Genomic DNA, 20,760 nt, shown 5'->3' with positions numbered 1-20,760 from the left:
CTCCAACTTTATACCATTACATTTTGTTTTCAAGTTCCTTTAGTTGAGCGTTAATTTTCGTTGAGTCGTTCTTATCAAGCAATTGGGCTTTCTCTAACTGTTGATTCAATTCTAACTCTCTTTTTTTATGTTTTTGAATGATTTTTTGATCTTCTTCATTAAGATTCTCGAGTGAAGAGTACGCACTTACAATTTTTTTGCTTCTCTCTATCTGAGCATCAATTTTTTGTATTAAAGCGTCTTTAGGATTAACAGGTTCACTTGGGTTGATTTCATACTCTTCAAAGTTATGAGCATAATAGAACACTTCTTCATTCGAATTTTTAAATTCCTCAATACTTCTTTCTGAAATATTTAATTCCTTAGCCCTTTTATCGAATTGTTCTCTAGAAATTTCTTCAATTCCAAATTTCTTTTTATCTTTTTCAGACATCATACCAGGATTCCAATTGTCGGTCCCTGCTGTGCTTTTTGCAACTGCCAATGTATTCATTGCAGAACCTGCCGTAAGAACCCGATCCCGTTTTCCAGCTTCTAATAATTCATAACTAGAACCCAAAACGTAGTACTCAGTAGATATTTGAACAGTCTGACTAGGTTTTACATCAACAATAAACCAAAGATATTGACCTACATCGGAGGACTGGCCTGTCCAGTTCCAGCTTCTCATTATTGAGGTAGCTGTTGTACTACTAGTAGGTGCTATATTACGCATAGCATCGGCTAATCCTACAGCGGACCATACATAAGCTGCAGATAAATTATTAATTACAGTAATAGCAAAACCAGCTATAGCTGACATAAGTGGCGAATAACCTGGGTTTGTACCAGATGAGGCTGGAGCCGACCCTATATATGTGGACGAAGCATTTGTCCATATAGACATATTGCTCGTATTTGATGTTCCCGTTACTTCAATAGCAGCTATACCAACTTGGTTGCTGGGATAAGTCCCTGGATTTGGACCTGAAGTTTGTTTTAATCTGCCTGCGGCAGTACCGACAAGCCTATAGTTAAATGCCCAAACTTTACGAGAATCAGACCATTCTGCCCCCATATAACCCAGTGAAGAAGAGGCATATACAGAATAATTATTTGTGCCTGAAGCCCATGATTTAGAATTACTAGCCTCCACATGGCTTTGCGGTTGATCAACGGCAAAAGCTTGATTCCCCAAGGTACTTACACCCAGCATACATGCAACTAACATTACGTTAAAGCTTCGAATTACTCCTTTTCTAAATACAACCTTCATAATATCGTCTCCTTTTATTAAAATAATCTCGACTATTCATCTCTACTCATTGATATAGGAACTTCCAAAGAATCCGTCCCCATTATCTTAATACCACCGTCTTCTTCCTTGGAGCCGACCTCAACTCCTATTGTGAATACATCTGTTTTTGATGCTGCCTTATTATCAGGTTGTATATTAATAACTACGGTCCCTGTACCGCCTCCTGTAGCTTTATAATTACGATTTCGTCCAATTTCAATCATCGTATTCCATTTTGAATCTTTTTTCTGTGTGGCCCACGTTGATACATTATCTGCGGGTTTAGATTGGACTTTGTTCTCAGGATAGCTATTTAAGATACTAGAGACATGCCATTTATCAGGGATATAAAAAGCAACGCCTCCCCAATCAGCTGGATCGATTTCAATTCGTGCAATTATTTGGACATCTTTAATCAGCCCTTCATTACCTTTGACAAAAACAGTTCCACTAGCAATTGTTTTTAATTGGGTCGAATCAGAACTTAAATGAAAGCTTCTCATATGGGAAACTTTATGGTTGACGCTTGTTTCGTCTGACTTATTATCTTGATGAGTTAGCAGCCATAAAAAAAAGACTATCACGACTATTAATACAATTGCAGAAATGAACTTCAATCTAGATTTCATAACTCAAACCACGCCTTCTCTATAAATTCAAAGCCCTCCTTCTCAAGCAGGCCTCTTCACTAGTTTTCTCATTCACCTCACAGTCTAGATACTGGACACCCGCCGATTTTACCAGTATCTAATTAATAATGTAACACATTGTAAATGGCGGAGAAACCCAATTGAGAAAGTTTAACCAATAATATGTCAACACATGGTAGCATTAGTCTAGGGATTTAGTTTGTTCCACGGTTATTGCTGTTTTATTTTTTGTGAATCAAATACCAATTTCTCGGTTCAACGTTTTTGTAATTTGGAAAAAACGCGTCAGTTCAGTATATTCAGTCTATGTCTTACTATCCAAATAACTGAAGCTTAATTACATTCTGATATATTATTTTCTTTGGACAATCGACACGTATACAATGATTCTTACATAATTCAGATATCTTTTGATATGATGTACATCAATATTTTTTGTACAACCTTATTCAAAATTAAGATCTCTCTAAAGTAGTGGGAATTATATAAGTTTCCACAAATATGTACGCAAAGTTCAATGGAGATACACCTTCAGGACCTGCGAAGCGGCTATGCAATCGGCGGTAAGGACGCGCGCTGGCGAAAGGTGAAAAATTACGGGGACATTCTGGCGGTCATCGGCGGATTCACGCTGAACGACGGGATCGTGAACGCCGTGCTGCTCGGCCAATACGACCAGGCTGGCAAGCTGTGGTACATCGGCCATACCGGAACGGGCAGACTGACAAGGGCCGAATGGCGGGATTTGACGCAGACGCTGGCGCCGATGGCAACCAAGCGCTCTCCGTTCGCCAACCGGCCCGATCGACACAAGGACGCGTACTGGGTGACGCCCAAGCTGACGGCCAAGGTGCAGTACAGCGAGTGGAGATGGCGGGAAGGCCGCGCGCTGCGTCAGCCTTCCATTCAGGCGTTCGTGGAAGCGTCGCCGGCGCAGTGCAAGCTGCCTTGGGTTGAATGAATTTACGGCAGGGACCTGTTTTTTAAAGTCTACTTAATAATCTTGGCGCCCCTTTGACCCAATGTATTGAAGTCGATATGACGGATTGCCGTCTCCTGATCGACGATGCCCAACGCGACCATGAGCAGACCGCCAATCATCCCCACGATCGTTCGATGAATCTTCTCCGAGATGGAGTGTTCCGTGTCCGCAGCAAGTTCAATTGACCCTTTTGAGTCATAGTTCGCGTTCCTTTCCGGTGATAGAATGGTGACGATTATACCGAGAGGAGCATCGGGATGTCTAACCAAATGCGAAGGTACTTGTTTCCCATGGCTCTATGCGCTGTCCTGCTTGCTTTAATCGCTTTTATTGGCTACAACAGGCTGCATCCCGACAACGGGCTTCGCGTAGTGGGTACGGCATCCAAGTTTGCGCTGCAGGATTTGAACGGTCAGCCGTTCAGCTCGGACAGTCTGGACGGAACCGTGAGATTAATGGAATTTATATTCACAAGCTGTCCGGATATCTGTCCCGCGACGAGTTACAACATGGTACTCATTCAAAATAAGCTAAAAGAGCAGGGGCTTTTCGGAGACAAGATGAAGATGATCGCCGTTACGTTCGATCCCGAACGAGATACGCCCGATGTCCTTCGAAACTATGCAACCAAAATGAAAATGGATCTGTCAGGCTGGGTGCTGCTGCGCGGCGAAGAAACGGAAACGGCCAACGTTGCGGGCCAATACGGCGTGACGGTGCAGAACCTTGGTAACGGTCAATTCGCGCATAACGCGACCTCGCTCATCCTGATTGACCGCAAACAGAGAATTCGCCGTGTCTATAAGATGGGGATGGACATGAATAATGATCAAATCGTAAGAGATATTAAAGCGCTGCTCAAGGAGCAGGTATAACGGAGGCGGGATGCCCAAGTTTGAAGGCCGGCTTAGCGAAGATGAAGTGGTTATGCTGACCAACTGGCTTGCGGGCAAAAAATAGAGCGCGGGGTTGCAACCCCCGCGCTTTTCCGTGTTTCAATGGCTAAAGTAACCTTTATCGTATGCATAACGTGCCAGCTGTACGCGATTGTCCAATTGAAGCTTGTTCAGAATGTTTTTCATGTGATTTTTGACGGTGTGTTCCGAGATTGTGAGAGAGTCGGCGATATCGCGATTGGAGCAGCCTTTCGAAACCCACTTTAAAATCTCGATCTCTCGGGCAGTCAGTGGCACGACGCCCTCCTGTGCACGGTTGGACGAAGCAAATTCCTGAAGCAGGCGCTGCGCGAACTCCCTGGAGAACGGTACTTCGTCATAAGCGACTGCCCTTAGATATTGATTCCAAGAACTTGAATTCAAATTCTTGATCAAATAACCCGAGGCCCCCTTTTTTAAGGCATCGAATAGATGAATGATATCGTCCGATACCGTGACCAGCACAATCTTCACAGAAGGAAACCTGGACTTGATCTCGCGGGTTGCCTCCAGCCCGTCTATATCCTGCATCTGGATGTCCATCAGGATCAGATCGGGCTGCCATCGCTCGGCAAGCGCGATTGCCTCTCGTCCGCTGGTTCCCTCCGCGACGAGTTGGAAAATCGGGTCTTGGCTGAGAATATCACGCATGCCTTCCCTCGCATATTTGTGGTCATCTACGATCAGGACGCGAATGGACTTCTCCACCAATGAATCACCTCTTCAGGCTTATTCATTTACCTGCAGCTGCTTCGTAAAAGCGAAATGCTCGTCCTCGTAGCTCATGTGAATCGTAATCGTGTATTGTCCAGCCGAAGGAAACGTATATGACGAAGTGTAGGCATCGCCCTCTTTGACGGCGTCGATGAGACTCGGCAATTCATTTTTGGAGTTGATCTGAAATTGCACCTCGCCCTCAAGGGCGGCATACTTGGCTGGCGTTGTCGACTGTCACGATCAGTTTGGTCTCTTGTCCAGCCGCAGGCGACGAAGGCTCGCTCGACAGCGAAACCTCCGAAAACTTGAGCGCCTGCTCTTTCCCTGACGCTCCGCACGCAGCGAGCAGCAGCAGACCGACAAGCGTGGCCATCACGCCAAGCGTGCGTCTTGCATACCTGAATCGATGCATCTCTATTCTCCTTCCCGTTCCATCTGTGCGCCGCTCGCTACAATTCGGTCAAATGCTCCGTACAATCCGCCCGCACCGCGATATTGTTCCTTTAACGCCTCGACATCCCCCGAATATCGCACATGCCCAGACGCCATAAACAAAGCGCTATCTGCGTAGGATTCGGCTATATTAAGCTGGTGCGTGGAGAAGACGACGGCTTGCCCGTTGCCGGCCGCCATACGAATCAACCTGCCGAAGGCTTCCATCCAATAGGGGTCCAGCCCGTTCGTCGGCTCGTCCAGCAATAATAACGCCGGCTTCGCCAGCATGGCCTGGGCGAACAGCAGACGCTGACGCATTCCCTTCGAGAAGGTGGATACCTTGCGATCCCGCACTTCGAGCAGCCCTACCGTTTCCAACAGCTCCAGCACCCGTTCGCGTCCGACGCGCCGCAGCGAAGCGTAGAAGCTAAGGGTCTCGAATGCCGTCAGCGCGGATCCGAACTGAAATTCGTCCGGCATATAGCCAACACGGTCGGCATAGGCGATTCGGTCCTCCGACCAGGCGAGGCCGTCCAGTAAAATGGCGCCTGACGTCGGTCTGGAGATGCCCGCGATCATGTTGATTAAAGTGCTCTTGCCGGCCCCGTTGCCGCCGCACAGCGCGACAATCTCTCCTTCCCGGACCGAGAGCGAACACGGGTGGAGCAGTGTCGACTTGCCGATCGACTTGGATACGTTCTCGATTTGAAGCAGCTCTTTATCCACGTCTGCGCCCCCTCTCCCACAGGCCTGCCGCTGCTTCCACGTAGATGATGACCCAAAGGATCAGCACACCCGCGAAAATAAGGCTGCCCGTGGGTTGCTGTATCCATTTGACCCATTGATAATATTCGGGGCCAAGGATGGAGCCTCCGCCCATCTTAACGATGAGGAACAGGCGATTCAGCTCGGCGGGATTCATGAAGATCAGCGCGACCAGCGTCGGCTTGATGAACAGGTAGGGCAGGAATCCCAGAACGGCGATGAGTATCGTCGGCCAGCCTAAGATCAAAAAGAACCAGATGCCCACGCCGTACGTGAGCGCCTGCCAGCGGTTACGGCAAAGCGCGCCCAGCAGCACCGAAATGCCGAGGAACTGCACAATGATCAGTACGGAAAAGAGAAGGAACAAGCCGAACGCCTGCAGCGAGAAACCCCGTCCGAACAGCGCGCCTGCGATACCGGAAAGCCCGAAACCGAAGGCGACGATTACGGTCAACACAACGGCCAACCCCGCATATTTCCCCCATATATAAGAGCGGGTGCGAAGCGAAAAGGAGGACAGCAACCGCCAGCCGCCTTCTTCCTTCTCCGAAGTTAGCGAGAACGAGCCGAGCAGCAGCGTCATCAGCGGCAGCAAATAAAGAATCAGGTTGATCATCGTTCCTGTCGTACTCGTATATCCCGCCAGACTGGCTTGCGACTGAATCAGCAGCAGTGCCAGACTGAACAGGGCGAACAGCGCCATGAACGAATAGGCCCAGGGATTGCGGAAGCCCAGCTTGATCTCCCTTGATGCGATCGTCTTCAGGTGAAGCACAGCTTTCAACCCCTTATTTCGATTCGGAACCCATGTCCATGCCGCCGCCGTCTTTAGCTGCGCCGTCGTCGCCCTTGCCGTCGTCCTCCATACCCATCATCTCGCCGGCATGCGCCTCCATCATCGCCTTCATCATGTCCTCATTGGATTCCCACTTGTGGTTTTCCAATTCCTCGGCGGTCATGATCCGGCCTTTGCCTTCCTTGGAAACGAACGCGTCGGCATCGCTCTTTTCCTTGAAGGAGATCACGTTAAAGGCCATCGGCGTCTGAATGGACTTGTCGTAAACATAAGTCGCGTCGGCCAGCTTGACCCATTCCTTTGTATGGTAGTCTCGCACGAACTGCTCGCCGATTTCCTTCGTTCCGTTTTCCTCGCGCCAGATATGCAGATCACCGAGATCGTCGAACTTGAGCGCCTTCTTGTTTTTGAGGATGATCTCAACGGCGAATTGGTCGTCTGCGACCGCCATGTTGCATACCGGGCACTTGTCGACCGTCTCGTCGATGGCGACCGGCTTGTATTCCGTTTTGCCGCACCCGGCAAGCAGAGAGAGAACGAGTATGAACGCTACAATTCCAGCTAAAGATTTTTTCATGATTTTTTGTACCCCCATCGGTATAGGATTGTTAGAGCGGCTAGAAGCAGCAGAGATCCCGGAAGCCATGTCCAATGGCTATTCGCAGAGGATTCCGTCTCTGGTGAATCAAATGGCGGTTGAAGCAGCGGGCTCGGATCTTTAAGCCAGTTGGCCGTGTCGGCATGGAACATCTGAGCGAGAAACGGCAGCCCGGGCGACTGGAAGAATACCTGAAAGGCGTCGATATCCTCGGTCAGTTGAAGGAAAAAAGGATCGATCTCGTAGCTCAGATCACTTAAGCCGTCCCCGTCCGTGTCGAGCGCCTCGAAGTCGTCCCAGTAATTCCCTTTGAGCTCATTGTCCTTGCTGTCCGTGGACTGCGCCTGGTTGACATTTGCGGCGAACAGGCTGTTTTGCAGTCGGTTGCCGCTGGACCCGATCATTTGCATGCCGATAAAATTTTGGATGACCTCATTGTCAGCGAGCGTATTCTCCGTCGATTGCTCGATATAGAGACCGACACGGTTGCCGACGACGCGGTTGCCGCTGATTTCGGAGTGATGGACGTCAAACAGCAAAATGCCCTGCGAGTTGACGTTTTCCGTCTGCTTCTCGAAGCGATTCCCTTTCACGACGGCCCCCTTGACGCTCATTACCATGCCACCGGTGACATTGCCTTCGCCGACATTGTCTGCAATCTCGGTCTTTCCCGAAAACATAAAATGGTAGCCATACCTCGAGTCAGTCGCTACATTGCCGCGAACAAGGGTCTCGTTGCTGCTCTCGCCGTACACGCCGTCATGGACATGCACGATCGTGTTACCCTCGATGACATTGCGTGCCGATGCGAGCAGATCGATGCCGTTGCCGCGCCGGGAATACGGCTCGTCCGGGTCCGCGGGGTGCGCGCCTTCGATGCGGCTGTTCAGGATCAGATTATCGTTTGCTTTCCTGAGAAAAATGCCGCCCCCTTGCGACTTAATTCGCATTTGTTCCAGCCGATTACCGTCGGACTGTACCAGCACGGCAGGCTTCTTGGGATCGGTCTGGCTGTCCTCTACGGAGATTCCCTTCAGCACAATTCCGTCAACCGACAGCGTAAGTGCGGGAAGATCGCTATCGTTCTTCACGATTGCCTCACTGTCCGATGAGATCGTAATGGCGACGGAAACGATGGCCGGCCCCGAATAGACGCGGTCCCCGGACAGAACCAACGTCTGCCCCGAAGGCGTGGCATTGATAAGCGGCTGCAGCGGTATGGCTTCCGTTGTCGCCGGCGCCGCGTGCGATTGAGGAGTGGATGTACCGGCACAACAGAGCAAGGCAAGCAGTCCAGCCGCGATCGCCCTCTTACAGGATCGATGCCGTGTTACATTCATAGCTATTTTCATCAACTCCCGAAGCTGAGATACGCGCCGGAGCATCAGCCAGAGCATTTGAGGAGCTGATCACTTTGCGGCTGGCTTCATTGTACCGGACCTTCTGCCGATGACGTATGCCCCTATCGGGCTATCGAATGGACATAAGGGGCGTTAAATATGATCAAATTCTGAATTTCCAGTCTCTGTCGGCTTCATGAAGTAAGCTTCGGCGCTGCATTGTGGATACGGACGATCTTTGGAGGCATATACATGGGGGAATAAAGGGAGGTATGTCTCGTGAGACCACTTTTTAGACGCACAGCAAAGCCGATAGCGCTCGTCGTCGCCATCGGCCTGGCGTTGTGGTACGTATATTCATCTCGGGCTTCAGCTCTGCCAACTGAATCCTTGACGCTTGATGGAGATTACCGAATCACCATACGCTCGCCCTCCATCTCTCCGGCCATGATGGAGCCAAGCCAGTTTGTCGTCGAGATCACGGATCGATCCGGGTTGCCCTTACAGGCCGAACAGCTAGCGCTTAAATATTGGATGCCGAACATGTTCTGTGGCATGTTCACGGCCGACATCTCAGAAGCCGACCAGTCCGACGCGTATTCGGCGACAGTCATTCCGGTCATGACGGGAAAATGGGTTCTTGAAGCAAAGATCACCATCGGCGACAGAGATGTCATCGTACGTCATCCGTTCAAAGTTGAACGGCATTCATGACGCGAATTACCAGAGCCACGGATGGATCGACGGTATCCATCCGTTTGCGCTGAAGCCTTTCAAAATGGACAGGATCCCCATCAGGTAGGCAAGATTGCGACCTGCGCCTGCGAGACGGCGCTTCCAGACCCGGCTCAAACGTCGCGCCGTCATTGCGAACAGGAAGAGCAGCGGGAATGTCGTCAATCCGAATACGAGCATCAGTATTAGTCCGTCCTCCCACGTCCCCGACGCGGCAGCCTTCATCTGCATCGCATAAGTGAGGCCGCAGGGCAGCAAGCCGAGACTGAGTCCCGACAGAAACGTTGCGAACGCCTCGAGCCTAGGCGCCGCTGCAGCACCTAGCCTATTGGACCGAGCCTGCCTTGGTAGCTTAATGAGGTGAATAGGGAGCGAGAAGCGTCTCCATGCCCATAAGATGATAAAAAATCCGCCCAAGATGCTGGCTGCCCCGCGCAGGCCGACCAAGTCACCTGCGACCTTCAGAAAAGAACCGGCCGCACCCATGGCGGCACCGGTCAAGCCGTAGGTTACGATTCGACCAACATGATAGGCGATCAACGAAGCAGCGGCACTTCGCCGCGCCTCCATCGCGATCGAGGCGCCGATGCCGCCGCACATCACGATGCAATGAGGCGCGCCGGTCAGGCCCGCGGCAACCGCTAATACGATATCGCCGCCGTTCAAGCTTGCCTCGGCCGGCGCCTTACCGCCGCGCTGCGCAGCCTGACTGCGTTGCCGACGACGAGAAGCGAGCTGGATGCCATGCCGATACAGGCGAGGCGGGGGTCCAGCATCCCCGATACGGCTAAGGGAAGCATTACCGCATTGTAAATTAGCGCAAGAAACAAGTTTTGCCGAATATTACGCATGGTCCGTCCGGCCAGCGTGTAAATTTCGCTTACTTGGGACAGGCGTCCGCCGACGATGACGATATCGCCCGTCTCCAATGCGGCAGCATGACCCGACGCCAGCGCGATACCGACGTCTGCGGCTGCTAATGCGGCGCTATCGTTCGCCCCATCCCCGATCATGACGACCCGCCTTTTTTCAGCCCGTATCTCTTGCAGCAGATCCAGCTTCTGCTCCGGCAGAAGTCCGGCGCGAATGCGTCGTATGCCTGCCAAAGCCCCGATACGCGTTGCGACCTGCTCACGATCGCCCGTTGCCATCCATACAACGCCGTTGGCCGAGAGCGCACGCACCGTTTTCCCGGCATCCTCCCGAATCTCTTCTTGTAGACGAATGAGACCTGCTAATCGTCCGTTAATGGCAACATGTATGACGGGATCGAGTGCTGAAGCCAGGTTGGCGGCGGTCATATAGGCAGGAAGTCTAATACCGTTCGTGTGCAACCACGGTACGTTTCCAATAACGATTTGCATACCCTCGACCGTGCCGGATACGCCGAAGCCAGGACGCTCAATGAAGCGATCGACAAGAAACAGCTGCAGCTCCCGGATCCCAGCCTCTCTCACGACTGCTTGGGCATAGGGATGCGCAGACATCTGCTCGATCGACGCCGCCAGCTGCAGCAACTGATCCGAGGGCCAGTCGCCCTCGATCCCTTTCACGGCAGGTCTGCCGTATGTCAAAGTGCCCGACTTATCGAAAATAAAGGCATCGGCATGACTAAGCGTTTCGAGCAGTCCTGCGTCTTTTATGACGATCCCTTCTCTAAGCGCCATGCCGGACGCAATCATTAAGGAGATGGGAGTCGCCAGTCCAAGCGCGCACGGACATGCGGTCAGCAGGACAGCCATTGCGATTCCGACAGCTTCGTCGGCCGGCCCTTGACGCAGGTACGCGACGCAGGTCAGCACGGCCAGCAGAAGGATACCGGGCACAAAATATGCCGCAATTCGGTCTACTCTGCGAGCAATCTGCGGTTTGGAGAGCTGTGCCGATTCGACAAGCGATATCATCGTCGCCAAGCGTGTGAGCGCTCCGCTTCTTTCGACTCGCATCATGGCGCTTCCCCCTACAAGGCGCGTCCCCGCGAACAACCGCTCACCGGGATTCCGGATCGTCACGGCCGACTCGCCCGTCAGCAGTGACTCGTCGACTTCGACGATTCCCTCCTCGATCACGCCGTCGGCCGGCACCCGTTCAAAGGGACCGACTACAACGCGATTTCCCGGTGCCAAATCACCGGATGCCACGACCTCCAGGACGCCGTCGCGAACGACGCTTGCCGTTTGAGGCCGCATTTCAGAAAGAGCCTCCAGGCTGCGCATGGCGTTGCCCTTAGCGATCGCTTCGAGCCACTTGCCCAGGGTGACGGCGGTGAGAACCATCGCAATGGAGTCGAAATAGAGCGCATGAGGGGAGCCGGACCGGAAGGTCTGATACTGGCTGTAGAAGTAAGCGACTGTCGTGCCGAGCGCGACCAGCACATCCATGTTGGGAACTCCCTGTCTTAACGCATGAAAAGCGCCTCGAAAGAATGGATAACCTGCGTAGCTCAGCAAGATCGATCCGAGTGTCAGCTGGAGCAACGGGTGCATGAGCAAGGCGGGTGCCGGCATGCCGAATCTACTGAAAAAATGAGTAGCCATCGAAAGGAAAAGAGGGAGCGACAGCATCGCCGTTATCCAAAATCGGCGACGATAAAAATCCACTTCGTCCGAATGGGAAGGCAATGTATCTCGCGTGACAATGGCGGCGCCATAACCGAGGTTACGAATTCGTTCCACAATCTGATCTCCCCGGATTTGATGGCCCTCCCAGCGAACGCCGGCAGTCGACGTCGCCAAGCTCACTGCCGCCTGCTGCATACCTTCCATACGCAGAAGCGCCTTCTCGATTCTTGTCGAGCAGGCGCTGCAGGTCATGCCGACAATTTGAATCTGAAGCTCGTTCATGGGATACCTCTCTGTTTGATGACGTGGACGACTCTCCTTCCACATGAATTTATGCGACGCGACTTTCATCGATTCACACATATTTGCTTATTCTATTGACTCTAAAGAGTCATTTCGTCTTCTATTTCACATCGCTATACTGAGACAGGATGATGGAATACGAGATCGGAGGACATTTTCGTTGAGTGAGATCGTGAGCGCCCCTGCCACCAGGCAAACAGGCAAACCGCCTAAAACCAAACAAGTCAAGCAAGCCATCTATCAGGCGGTTTGGCGGTGGCATTTTTATGCCGGCATCATATTTGCACCTTTTTTGATCATTCTTGCGGTTAGCGGAGCCGCGTATTTGTTCAAGCCGCAGATCGAAGGCTATATGTACAAGGATCTGTTGACCGTCAGCGAAGCCGGTCAGCAGGCGCTGTCCCCCGGAGCCGTCATTGCCAAGACAGAAAAAGGATATCCCGACGCCCTGGTTTCTTCCATTACTTTAACGAACGACAAGCTGAAAACCTACGCCTTGTCCGTTAATTATTCCGGAACACCGACAACGATGTACGTCGATCCGTATGCAGGCAATCTGACCGGTTCCTTGGACAGCAACAAAACCTTTTCGGCATTTTTTAAGAAGATGCATAGCCAGCTGCTTATAGACGGCACCTGGACGAATCGGTTGGTGGAGTTGGCGGCGTGTTGGGCGTTAATTCTAATTTTGACCGGATTAATTCTATGGTGGCCACGCAATAAGGCCAACATCTGGGGCACGATATTGCCGCGACTGAGCAAGCCCGGCAGTCGAATGTTCTGGCGCGATCTTCATGCCGTCCCGGCCTTTTGGATACCTATCGTACTCGTTGCGCTCATCGCTACAGGCCTGCCCTGGTCAGGCGTACTTGGCCCCAAAATCAGCAAACTGGCCGACTCCACGAATACCAATGTTCCGCCATACGCTTATAGCTTCGGCGCAAAGCCAGAGTCAGTGACGGTAGCCAAGGACATCGCGGAGGGCTTACCCTGGGCCGCGGAGAATTTACCTGTGCCGGCTTCATCCGCGAGCGGCGGATATATTACGTTAGGCGTCGACGACATCGCGAAGATTGCCGACAAACAAAACGTGCGGAAGCCTTACACCATTACGCTGCCTAACGGAGAAACCGGTGTGTATACCGTCTCGACTGCTCATAACAAACCCGGTCATGACGCCACGCTGCATATCGATCAATATAGCGGTGCCGTGCTGACCGACGTTCGTTTCGCCGATTACGGCATCATGGGGAAACTGATCTCATGGGGCATCGCCTTCCATGAAGGTCATTTGTTCGGTTGGCCTAATCAATTGCTCGGACTTATCGCCGCTCTTGGCCTTGTTCTGGTCTCCATCAGTTCTTACTTCACGTGGCGCAAGCGCAAACCTGACGGACTCGGCGCCCCGTCGCGGCCCAAGAACCGCAAAGTTACGGTAACTGTGCTTGCCCTGCTGTTCGTCTGCGGAGCCATCATGCCACTGCTCGGTCAATCGTTAATCGTCGTCGTGCTGCTCGACTGGCTCGTCATTCGCAGAATCAAACCGCTGAAGCAATGGTTTGCGGCATAGGGAGGGGAACGACATGAGATATCGACACGGATCAGTTCGTAGTAGCCTTGCATTCGCCTTGCTTGCAGTAGCCCTAAGCGGCTGCACTTCGGATACGGACAAGAGAGACGCAAACGGATTTGCGTCCTATCTGACCGTCGATCTGAAAGTGACAGCCCCTGAGGATGCAAAGGCAGAAGTTCCCTTGTCATTCGAAGTAAAGAAAAGCGGCCAGCCGCTGGAGCAGGCCGATAAGGCCGAGTTCGTCATTTGGCCGGATGGAGATCAGGATCAGGCTGTCACGGTTCCAGCAAGTTCCCAATCGCCTGATGTTTACGAGGCCAAATACGTGTTCGGTATTGAAGGCTTGTATATCGTGCAAAGCCATGTCGTTTCCGCCAATCTCGAGGCGATGCCGGCCAAACACGTCGCCATCGGCCAAGCAGCTGTAGAGAAGTTGTCGCAACTGGAACAGCCGAACGAGGAAACCCCTGCTGATTCTGGTGGTCAGCACCATCATTGAGTGAGCCCGCATCAACAAGCATGTTAGTTAGGTTGCACGACGTGCAATACATAATACAATCTTCTTATAGAAGGCACCCAATGGGTGCTTTTTTACTTTAGTACAAGTCATGCGAGCTCTAAGGCTAAACAAAACTGTTATACACAATTCTAACCAACTTATTATCCACGACTGTGGATAAATTAAAGATAAAGAACAAAATTATGCAGAGTACAAGTTTTGACGGAGGCTTCGTTTTCGAATCTGATCAGGTAATAATAACGATCAAATGGAGATACTACGCACTAACGAATGAAAGGAAAGGGCAGGAAAAATGAAACTAAATCCGGTAATACCTTTTGAACCTACACTTACAAACACCCCCCCTCAAGGGGACAATTGGATATCACAAATTAAATGGGATGGAGTTCGAATGCTCTCCTACTACGACGGCAAAGAAACTCGCTTGGTAAACCGCAGACTAAACGATCGAACGCAACAATATCCGGAGTTTTTAATACCTAATCAATACTGTTCTGCTTCCTCCTTTATTTTAGACGGAGAGCTAATAGCGTTTGATGAAAAGAAACCATCGTTCCATGAAATCATGAAACGCGATAGTCTTCGAAAAAAACAAAGCATTGACTCGGCAATCACTCAAGTACCTGTTACTTACATGGTTTTTGATATTTTATTTCTCAATGGCAACTGGATAACCTCGGAAAACTTAATACGGAGACAAGCGTTGTTAAACCAAGTAATCAAACCCTCAGATAATGTTCAGATTGTCCAAAACTTCTCTAACGCTGAAGTTTTATTTGATATGATGAAGGCGCACAACATGGAGGGCATTGTCACTAAAAATTTGAACGGCAACTATCTTATAGGCGGGAAAGATTCCAGATGGCAAAAAAGAAAATTAAATAAAGATTTATATGCTGTAATTGGCGGAGTTACTTATCGTGGAGAAACAATCAATGCGCTTTTACTGGGCGTCTACTCCCAAAATTCGTTTATATATATCGGCCATTCGGGTACAGGGAAATTAACCAATGCTCAATGGAATGAACTTACTCGGAAAGTTGAACCTTTCGTAGTTCCTCATTCGCCATTTGTAAATATCCCCGAACGACATGGAGAGGCTACATGGGTCAAACCACACATCGTCGTAAAGGTTCAATTCTTTGAATGGACCCCAGCAAAAACAATGAGGCATTCAAGCATTCAGAGCATTATGAAAAATATGGCCCCAACCGAATGTGCTTTTGATCAGATAACTACATAACGTAATTGAACCTAGCCCATAAGGTGCTTTCAACATACAGCTTCGCACGCAATATAGTCCTTATCGCGATCCATTTTCTTGTTCAAGTTATAGAGATCTTTAGATACATAAGGTTTATATTTTGTTTTACCACCTTTGTTTTTGGCTGAAGTAGATTGAGCTGCTCCTCCCTCATAGTCTTTATTTAACTCAAATGCAATTTTTATATGTTTTGAAATTCGATGCAGCACTAACCGAACTTGTACTTAAAGCTAGAAGTATAACAGCGCAAACAATAATAACTTTCTTCACTTAGTTTCCTACCCTGAATATAATATGTTAATAGTAACTAGTATTTATTCCTTATTCAACCAGCGAAGTGTTTTATAATAAAGGTGTGTGGTCCGATCAGGAGCTCTTGCACAAATGAATAGTAATCAAAATATAGATAGGCTTAGGGAGCTACCGACAATGAAAGAATTAATTGAACAAAGATTTAAAGATTTATTAGAAGAAGGTGAACACCTTGCTGCAATAATTGATACCCATGAAAATTTTGTACCAAGAGGGAGTGTGCATAGCTTTCAAGCATGGTTAGCATCGTGCTGTAACCTCATTCAAATGTTGGCACCAAGAGATAGCTTTCATTACCGCGAATCTAACAATCTAATGGAACATGATCTTATGAAAAATGGAATTCACACAGTTGTTTATGCAAAAGTATTAGGCTTATTTGCTTCGACTTATATTGAGTGGACTAAAGGAACACTGGGGCAGATTGAATATATTGTTGCAGCAGAAACTTTTGATGATTTCTTAGACCACTCTTTTAATTATCATAAAGCGAATAAGAAAATTGAAGCTGCAATTCTAGCTAGCACAGTATTAGAAGATACCTTAAAAAAAGTTGCTATAAAAAACAATTTGCAATTCAAAGGCATCTCCTTAGAGCCACTCATTGACAGTTTAATTGTTGCCGGAGTCTTTACTCAAGTAAAAGGGAAAAGAATTAAAGCTTGCGCAGGAACGAGGAATAAGGCTTTGCATGCAGAATGGGACGAATTTGATATAAAAGATGTGGGCGAAATGATTAAAGGAATAAGAGAAGTTATTGAAAGCTATCTCTAGTGTGGAAATCAAGCTTATAAGACCAATCTCAAGCTACCCGGTACGAAATAGGTTACTTATCTCAGCAATTCAATACCTAAGTTCACCCAATAATTCCTCAAGAGAACAAGACTTTTAAGGAGTGTTAATATGGAGACTCGTAAATTAGCTATTCCAATTTATTTAAATCAAAGAATAGTTTTTGACTTACTTGCGACGGTGGAGAATGGCTTTTCACAACTTAAAAGTGTAAAAACAAATGAAAAAGATGATAAAAGCTCTAACTCAGACATTTCTGCTGAAGTCGGAACCAAAAATGTGTTTGCCTTTTTGAATCTCGGATTAAAAGCTGGAGTAAACCAGAAAAATAACAGATCTGAGGAAAGAGAAACTCATGAAGATAGAGTATTTACACCTGCATCGTTATTTTCAAAATTACGGAACGGCTTAATTGAGAGAAAGCTATTAAACTCGCTTGATGATTCTTTTGAATTAGAAAAGTTGACCCCTGGTTCTTTTGTAGAATTTTCAGGAGTATTAAGAAAAAACCCCATGGTTTCGTATATGGAAGGGATTATTCAAATCATGGAAGTCGCTTTGTTATTCACGACACAACAAGGAAAACAGAAACCCAAGGCTGAGTTGGATACTCTAGCTCAAATGAAGAAGTTTGCAAGTACACTTATGCAAACTGGATCACTAGATTTAACGTGTGAGTGTATCACATCGCCTAATGTTAAAGCGGTAGTTCCAGTCCAATTAGAATACTTCTCGAATGAAAGCCCGGCTGATATTATTGACGGACAATTCGTTGTTTTAGGCAAGGTTGTTAGATTCATACCTGAAAGATCTTCTGACTCGATAAGCCTACTAAGAGGCACTCCTTTGGCTTACTTACCTGAGGAACATTTAACAAAATTTTTAAGCGCATTTTATGAAATGTCATCCCAACTTTCTGACCCTGAAGAGTTTACGACACAAATCGCTGGACCAGTTTTTTTAATTGTTCCAATTGCTATATTTGCTTAACTTTGAGAAACTCATAGTCCATTCGTATACAGGGAAAAAAGTCTTAAAATATATGTAGAAGGGATACGCCCAATGGAACTAGTACGCTCAATACTTACTTCCACAATTGTTACAGGGATTGTTGTTGCCTTGTTTCAGGCCTTTTATAAATACAGAGCAGATAAAAATCTCGAGCAATATAGACAACAATTAACCCAACTTACTGAAAGTCTTAAATTTGATCTTCAAAGAAAAATTCAAGACTTTAATCTGTACACCATTAAAAGGCATGAAACAATACCAGAATTATTTAAGCTCTTGTTATTGGCAGAATCCAATATACGGGGTCTATTTGGAGGAAGACGGAGCCTAACCTTTGAGGAATTCAATAAAAGCGATATTGAAGAGTATCTTTTAAATAGAAAAGTCGTACGAGGGATGGTTGAAAAAATACTGGACCTTTGGGAAACAGATAAGGAAGCATCAATAGATCAAATGAATTCTTACTTACGTGTAATTGAATTTAGTGAGGCAAGGGTGTCCTTCAATGAAGCTAAGAATTACTTCGTACTATCAGAATTATATCTGACAGATGAAGTAGCTCGTCTTGTAGATGAATTCATCAAGACACTTGGAGAGTTACTCGTGTACTCTGAATTTCCTGAACCAGGAACACATCAACAAAGGTTTGTACATCATGCAAAGCTAGACAATATAATTAATGAACTTAGAACAGTGCTGAAAGGTGAACTTGGAATTTCATATTACAATCAAGGTTTGAACTAAGACATGGACAAGACTTCACCAAGGAAATCTCCTCATTTTTGTACATAATCAATATTCCGAAATCACCTATTCAAGTATAATGTACATCAATTCTTTATGTACATTAAACTTTTGATAAAGAATCCCTCACGCATTAAAGAAAATACATATAATTTCTAGTTTATGTACAGTTAAGATATGGAGATACTAGCAAAGGACCTGCGAAGCGGCTATGCAATCGGCGGTAAGGACGCGCGCTGGCGAAAGGTGAAAAATTACGGGGACATTCTGGCGGTCATCGGCGGATTCACGCTGAACGACGGGATCGTGAACGCCGTGCTGCTCGGCCAATACGACCAGGCTGGCAAGCTGTGGTACATCGGCCATACCGGAACGGGCAGACTGACAAAGGCCGAATGGCGGGATTTGACGCAGACGCTGGCGCCGATGGCAACCAAGCGCTCTCCGTTCGCCAACCGGCCCGACCGGCATAAGGACGCGTACTGGGTGACGCCCAGGCTGACGGCCAAGGTGCAGTACAGCGAGTGGAGATGGCGGGAAGGCCGCGCGCTGCGCCAGCCTTCCATTCAGGCGTTCGTGAATGCGTCGCCGGAGCAATGCAAGCTGCCTTGGGTTGAATGAAAATGGCTTGATCGGCCCTAAGCTCCCGAATCGCCGGTTACGCATACTCCTTTTTCCGCTTCAGGTATTGGAGGTAGCTGTAGAGAGACATGACGATTGCGAGTCCGAAAATCCAGGCCGGCAGGAAGCGAAGCATCGCGAACGGGGTTTCGAACAGAAAGGCGCGCCAAAAAGCCGCCCCTTCCTTCTCCCACAAGCCCTCGGTTAAATAGCTCGCTTTGACGTCGAACATGGCTTTAAAAAGATTGCCGTTGAACAAGACGCAAATGTAAACGAAAAAGAGACAAGCGGTCGCGAGCGCGTAATGCGTGAGGCGCTTATAGAACGCGACCTGCGAGCCGGCATCGGAGAAAATCTCGTCGCGTCCGTCCGCGGGCTTTTGCCAGTATTGGACGCTGCCCCAGCGGCTGCCCTTCAGGTGGGTCCATCCAAAGTCCGCGTAGGTGCCCTTATATTCCTCGTATTGCTCGACGCTCATCTGACGCTGATAGTCGAGCCGGATGACCATCGGGCGATCGGACCGCTCGAATACGTACCCGCCCAGCGAACCGACCCTGCGACAAGCATAGCCTTCGGCCAGTCGATCGTTCAGCCACTTTTCCTCTTTCAGCAGGTTAGCGAACCACTTCCGTTTTTTCACCTTAATCCCTCGTTTCATAGAGTGATAGCAGATGCTCTACCCTTCTCCGCTCGATGGCGAGGATGCGCTCTCCGTCCTGCGTGATCCGGTATACCTTCCGGCGGCCCGTCTCGCCCGGCACCGGCGCGATCCAGCCGTGCTTGCTCAAGTTCTCCACGGCACCGTACAATGTTCCGGCCGCCAGGATGACCGTCCCTTCGCTCATCTCCTCGACCGTCTGCATGATCGCATATCCGTGAAGCGGCTCCTTGAGCGCCAGTAAAATATAATGCATCGTTTCCGACAACGGCAGCAGCGGATGCTTCATGCGACGCCCCCTCTCTATATACAGTCTAACTGTACAGTTGAACTTAGTATGATTATATACAGTTCAACTATACATTTCAACTGTATATTTAAAATCTGGCCTTTTCAAACGAAAGACGCCAGTCGCCCCCAAACAGCAAGGGCAAGCTGGCGCCTCTTATCTCTCTCGGCTCTCACGACTTAGCATCGACATCACCGATATAATACGCGAATATGGGTTCGATCGGCTTAAAGTACAGGTAACCATCGTCTTCCCAAGGCTGAAAATGCAAATCCATCCGCGCGTCGCTCCAAGGCTCGGGCGTGCCCTTGGTGTGGAGACGTCCCGGCAGCACCGGCGCTTCCGTCACGGCCGGAAACTCCTGATACCCGAACAGCAGGTTCTCGTGCATCGCGATAATCTCGTATTTGGGTCCGTGGAACGCGCGCTCTTCCTGCAGCTGATGGTGATAATAAATGTAGCTGGCGACCATCTCCGGCTTCAGATGCGCGACTCTCCCCGCCCGCCGTTCGACCGGGTCCTTGCGTAGCCAGTGCTCGACGCTCGCGGGCTCGTTGAAGCGGAAGACGTCGATCATCGGGATCCACTTCCGCGGCTGCGCTTGCCCCGGCCATTCCTTCAAGCAGGGCGCGGCATCACCTGCGATCTCCTCAGGCGCTACAGGGCTGTCGATGCATTCGTAGTAGAGGAACAGATTGTTTGTCCAGTGAAAGGCCGCCGCCGTCATCACCCGCCCGGCCCGGATCTGACTCAGCGCCTGCCCGCTTTTGATGAGCGTCTCAATGCCCGCTTCCTTTTTCCCGTCCGACCATTCGGCCCGGTAGATTCGCCGCTCGATCACAAGCCGCACCTCGCCTTCATCCTTGATCGCCACCGTTCGCAC

The 20,760-nt window shown here is 49.3% G+C and carries 24 protein-coding genes and 1 pseudogene; 10 read left to right on the top strand and 15 right to left on the bottom strand.

All coding sequences use genetic code 11. The features are described 5' to 3' along the window. Positions 1 to 16: 16 nt before the first annotated feature. Both ACFSR7_RS07015 and ACFSR7_RS07010 read right to left on the bottom strand, forming a co-directional pair. On the bottom strand, positions 17 to 1,255 hold the full coding sequence (locus ACFSR7_RS07015) for a hypothetical protein (protein ID WP_378159985.1): 1,239 nt from the start codon (positions 1,253 to 1,255) through the stop codon (positions 17 to 19). A gap of 32 nt (positions 1,256 to 1,287) precedes the next feature. Continuing rightward, positions 1,288 to 1,905: a hypothetical protein gene (locus ACFSR7_RS07010; RefSeq protein ID WP_378159983.1), complete on the bottom strand. Its 618-nt coding sequence runs from the start codon at positions 1,903 to 1,905 to the stop codon at positions 1,288 to 1,290. A 607-nt stretch (positions 1,906 to 2,512) separates the two neighbouring features. Here ACFSR7_RS07010 and ACFSR7_RS07005 point away from each other — a divergent pair. Both ACFSR7_RS07005 and ACFSR7_RS07000 read left to right on the top strand, forming a co-directional pair. Next, positions 2,513 to 2,887: an ATP dependent DNA ligase gene (locus ACFSR7_RS07005; RefSeq protein ID WP_378159981.1), complete on the top strand. Its 375-nt coding sequence runs from the start codon at positions 2,513 to 2,515 to the stop codon at positions 2,885 to 2,887. A gap of 278 nt (positions 2,888 to 3,165) precedes the next feature. After that, entirely contained in the window at positions 3,166 to 3,783 is a 618-nt protein-coding gene (locus tag ACFSR7_RS07000) for an SCO family protein (RefSeq protein ID WP_378159979.1), read from the top strand. A gap of 120 nt (positions 3,784 to 3,903) precedes the next feature. Here the strand turns inward: ACFSR7_RS07000 and ACFSR7_RS06995 are convergent, their stop codons facing one another. The 7 genes from ACFSR7_RS06995 to ACFSR7_RS06965 are packed head-to-tail and all read right to left on the bottom strand — an operon-like array spanning position 3,904 to position 8,329. After that, positions 3,904 to 4,551, bottom strand: a complete 648-nt coding sequence (locus ACFSR7_RS06995) for a response regulator (RefSeq protein WP_378159977.1) — start codon at positions 4,549 to 4,551, stop codon at positions 3,904 to 3,906. 21 nt (positions 4,552 to 4,572) lie between these two features. After that, positions 4,573 to 4,752 carry a hypothetical protein gene (locus tag ACFSR7_RS06990; RefSeq protein WP_378159975.1) on the bottom strand — a complete coding sequence of 60 codons (180 nt, stop codon included), beginning with the start codon at positions 4,750 to 4,752 and terminating at the stop codon, positions 4,573 to 4,575. Between the two features lie 7 nt (positions 4,753 to 4,759). Continuing rightward, positions 4,760 to 4,972: a hypothetical protein gene (locus ACFSR7_RS06985; protein WP_378159973.1), complete on the bottom strand. Its 213-nt coding sequence runs from the start codon at positions 4,970 to 4,972 to the stop codon at positions 4,760 to 4,762. A gap of 2 nt (positions 4,973 to 4,974) precedes the next feature. Then, positions 4,975 to 5,721, bottom strand: coding sequence for an ABC transporter ATP-binding protein (locus ACFSR7_RS06980; RefSeq protein WP_378159971.1), 747 nt, complete (start codon positions 5,719 to 5,721; stop codon positions 4,975 to 4,977). Beyond that, positions 5,714 to 6,535 carry an ABC transporter permease gene (locus tag ACFSR7_RS06975; RefSeq protein WP_378159969.1) on the bottom strand — a complete coding sequence of 274 codons (822 nt, stop codon included), beginning with the start codon at positions 6,533 to 6,535 and terminating at the stop codon, positions 5,714 to 5,716. The genes ACFSR7_RS06980 and ACFSR7_RS06975 overlap by 8 nt, the downstream gene beginning before the upstream one ends. Positions 6,536 to 6,548: 13 nt before the next feature. Next, on the bottom strand, positions 6,549 to 7,133 hold the full coding sequence (locus ACFSR7_RS06970; RefSeq protein ID WP_378159968.1) for a nitrous oxide reductase accessory protein NosL: 585 nt from the start codon (positions 7,131 to 7,133) through the stop codon (positions 6,549 to 6,551). Further along, positions 7,130 to 8,329, bottom strand: a complete 1,200-nt coding sequence (locus ACFSR7_RS06965) for a right-handed parallel beta-helix repeat-containing protein (protein ID WP_378159966.1) — start codon at positions 8,327 to 8,329, stop codon at positions 7,130 to 7,132. Before ACFSR7_RS06965 ends, ACFSR7_RS06970 begins: the two co-directional genes overlap by 4 nt. Positions 8,330 to 8,773: 444 nt before the next feature. On the opposite strand from ACFSR7_RS06965, the gene ACFSR7_RS06960 reads away from it, so the two are divergent. After that, entirely contained in the window at positions 8,774 to 9,208 is a 435-nt protein-coding gene (locus tag ACFSR7_RS06960) for a hypothetical protein (protein WP_378159964.1), read from the top strand. Between the two features lie 6 nt (positions 9,209 to 9,214). On the opposite strand, the gene ACFSR7_RS06955 is transcribed toward ACFSR7_RS06960, so the two are convergent. Continuing rightward, positions 9,215 to 9,895, bottom strand: coding sequence for a sulfite exporter TauE/SafE family protein (locus ACFSR7_RS06955; RefSeq protein WP_378159962.1), 681 nt, complete (start codon positions 9,893 to 9,895; stop codon positions 9,215 to 9,217). Continuing rightward, entirely contained in the window at positions 9,892 to 12,141 is a 2,250-nt protein-coding gene (locus tag ACFSR7_RS06950) for a heavy metal translocating P-type ATPase (protein ID WP_378159960.1), read from the bottom strand. The genes ACFSR7_RS06955 and ACFSR7_RS06950 overlap by 4 nt, the downstream gene beginning before the upstream one ends. Between ACFSR7_RS06950 and ACFSR7_RS06945 the strand changes: the two genes are divergently transcribed. The 3 genes from ACFSR7_RS06945 (at position 12,116) to ACFSR7_RS06935 (ending at position 15,429) form a co-directional block, all read left to right on the top strand. Continuing rightward, positions 12,116 to 13,663, top strand: a complete 1,548-nt coding sequence (locus ACFSR7_RS06945; RefSeq protein WP_378159958.1) for a PepSY-associated TM helix domain-containing protein — start codon at positions 12,116 to 12,118, stop codon at positions 13,661 to 13,663. The genes ACFSR7_RS06950 and ACFSR7_RS06945 overlap by 26 nt on opposite strands. A 13-nt stretch (positions 13,664 to 13,676) precedes the next feature. Continuing rightward, on the top strand, positions 13,677 to 14,165 hold the full coding sequence (locus tag ACFSR7_RS06940) for a FixH family protein (RefSeq protein WP_378159956.1): 489 nt from the start codon (positions 13,677 to 13,679) through the stop codon (positions 14,163 to 14,165). A gap of 313 nt (positions 14,166 to 14,478) precedes the next feature. Further along, entirely contained in the window at positions 14,479 to 15,429 is a 951-nt protein-coding gene (locus ACFSR7_RS06935) for an ATP-dependent DNA ligase (protein ID WP_378159954.1), read from the top strand. 29 nt (positions 15,430 to 15,458) lie between these two features. Here ACFSR7_RS06935 and ACFSR7_RS06930 read toward each other — a convergent pair. Next, positions 15,459 to 15,690: pseudogene (locus tag ACFSR7_RS06930) on the bottom strand (excalibur calcium-binding domain-containing protein). A gap of 144 nt (positions 15,691 to 15,834) precedes the next feature. Here ACFSR7_RS06930 and ACFSR7_RS06925 point away from each other — a divergent pair. The 4 genes from ACFSR7_RS06925 to ACFSR7_RS06910 all read left to right on the top strand — a co-directional run bounded on the left by ACFSR7_RS06925 (position 15,835) and on the right by ACFSR7_RS06910 (position 18,930). Then, entirely contained in the window at positions 15,835 to 16,536 is a 702-nt protein-coding gene (locus tag ACFSR7_RS06925) for a hypothetical protein (protein ID WP_378159952.1), read from the top strand. A gap of 129 nt (positions 16,537 to 16,665) precedes the next feature. Then, positions 16,666 to 17,544, top strand: a complete 879-nt coding sequence (locus ACFSR7_RS06920) for a DUF6414 family protein (RefSeq protein ID WP_378159950.1) — start codon at positions 16,666 to 16,668, stop codon at positions 17,542 to 17,544. Between the two features lie 72 nt (positions 17,545 to 17,616). Further along, entirely contained in the window at positions 17,617 to 18,309 is a 693-nt protein-coding gene (locus ACFSR7_RS06915) for a hypothetical protein (protein WP_378159948.1), read from the top strand. 177 nt (positions 18,310 to 18,486) lie between these two features. Continuing rightward, complete coding sequence (locus tag ACFSR7_RS06910) at positions 18,487 to 18,930, top strand: ATP dependent DNA ligase (protein WP_378159946.1); 444 nt, start codon at positions 18,487 to 18,489, stop codon at positions 18,928 to 18,930. A gap of 37 nt (positions 18,931 to 18,967) precedes the next feature. Here the strand turns inward: ACFSR7_RS06910 and ACFSR7_RS06905 are convergent, their stop codons facing one another. The 3 genes from ACFSR7_RS06905 to ACFSR7_RS06895 form a co-directional block, all read right to left on the bottom strand. Next, entirely contained in the window at positions 18,968 to 19,570 is a 603-nt protein-coding gene (locus ACFSR7_RS06905; protein ID WP_378159944.1) for a DUF2812 domain-containing protein, read from the bottom strand. A gap of 1 nt (position 19,571) precedes the next feature. After that, positions 19,572 to 19,877, bottom strand: a complete 306-nt coding sequence (locus tag ACFSR7_RS06900) for a PadR family transcriptional regulator (protein WP_282911868.1) — start codon at positions 19,875 to 19,877, stop codon at positions 19,572 to 19,574. A gap of 172 nt (positions 19,878 to 20,049) precedes the next feature. Further along, a complete protein-coding gene (locus ACFSR7_RS06895; protein ID WP_378159942.1) occupies positions 20,050 to 20,751 on the bottom strand; it encodes a hypothetical protein in 702 nt (233 codons plus the stop codon). Positions 20,752 to 20,760 lie beyond the last annotated feature (9 nt).

This window comes from Cohnella sp. GCM10020058 (genome assembly GCF_042683485.1).
Classification (GTDB): domain Bacteria; phylum Bacillota; class Bacilli; order Paenibacillales; family Paenibacillaceae; genus Cohnella.
The sequence above is the reverse complement of the archived record's forward strand: the minus strand, read 5'-3'. Positions and strand labels throughout refer to the sequence as shown.

What these genes read in the sequence shown, in the direction of transcription:
- ACFSR7_RS07015 (WP_378159985.1), bottom strand. Translation starts at nt 1,255, where the DNA reads ATGAAGGTTGTATTTAGAAAAGGAGTAATTCGAAGCTTTAACGTAATG.
- ACFSR7_RS07010 (WP_378159983.1), bottom strand. Translation starts at nt 1,905, where the DNA reads ATGAAATCTAGATTGAAGTTCATTTCTGCAATTGTATTAATAGTCGTG.
- ACFSR7_RS07000 (WP_378159979.1), top strand. Translation starts at nt 3,166, where the DNA reads ATGTCTAACCAAATGCGAAGGTACTTGTTTCCCATGGCTCTATGCGCT.
- ACFSR7_RS06985 (WP_378159973.1), bottom strand. Translation starts at nt 4,972, where the DNA reads ATGCATCGATTCAGGTATGCAAGACGCACGCTTGGCGTGATGGCCACG.
- ACFSR7_RS06970 (WP_378159968.1), bottom strand. Translation starts at nt 7,133, where the DNA reads ATGAAAAAATCTTTAGCTGGAATTGTAGCGTTCATACTCGTTCTCTCT.
- ACFSR7_RS06945 (WP_378159958.1), top strand. Translation starts at nt 12,116, where the DNA reads ATGAATTTATGCGACGCGACTTTCATCGATTCACACATATTTGCTTAT.
- ACFSR7_RS06950 (WP_378159960.1), bottom strand. Translation starts at nt 12,141, where the DNA reads ATGAAAGTCGCGTCGCATAAATTCATGTGGAAGGAGAGTCGTCCACGT.
- ACFSR7_RS06940 (WP_378159956.1), top strand. Translation starts at nt 13,677, where the DNA reads ATGAGATATCGACACGGATCAGTTCGTAGTAGCCTTGCATTCGCCTTG.
- ACFSR7_RS06935 (WP_378159954.1), top strand. Translation starts at nt 14,479, where the DNA reads ATGAAACTAAATCCGGTAATACCTTTTGAACCTACACTTACAAACACC.
- ACFSR7_RS06925 (WP_378159952.1), top strand. Translation starts at nt 15,835, where the DNA reads ATGAATAGTAATCAAAATATAGATAGGCTTAGGGAGCTACCGACAATG.
- ACFSR7_RS06920 (WP_378159950.1), top strand. Translation starts at nt 16,666, where the DNA reads ATGGAGACTCGTAAATTAGCTATTCCAATTTATTTAAATCAAAGAATA.
- ACFSR7_RS06915 (WP_378159948.1), top strand. Translation starts at nt 17,617, where the DNA reads ATGGAACTAGTACGCTCAATACTTACTTCCACAATTGTTACAGGGATT.
- ACFSR7_RS06910 (WP_378159946.1), top strand. Translation starts at nt 18,487, where the DNA reads ATGGAGATACTAGCAAAGGACCTGCGAAGCGGCTATGCAATCGGCGGT.
- ACFSR7_RS06900 (WP_282911868.1), bottom strand. Translation starts at nt 19,877, where the DNA reads ATGAAGCATCCGCTGCTGCCGTTGTCGGAAACGATGCATTATATTTTA.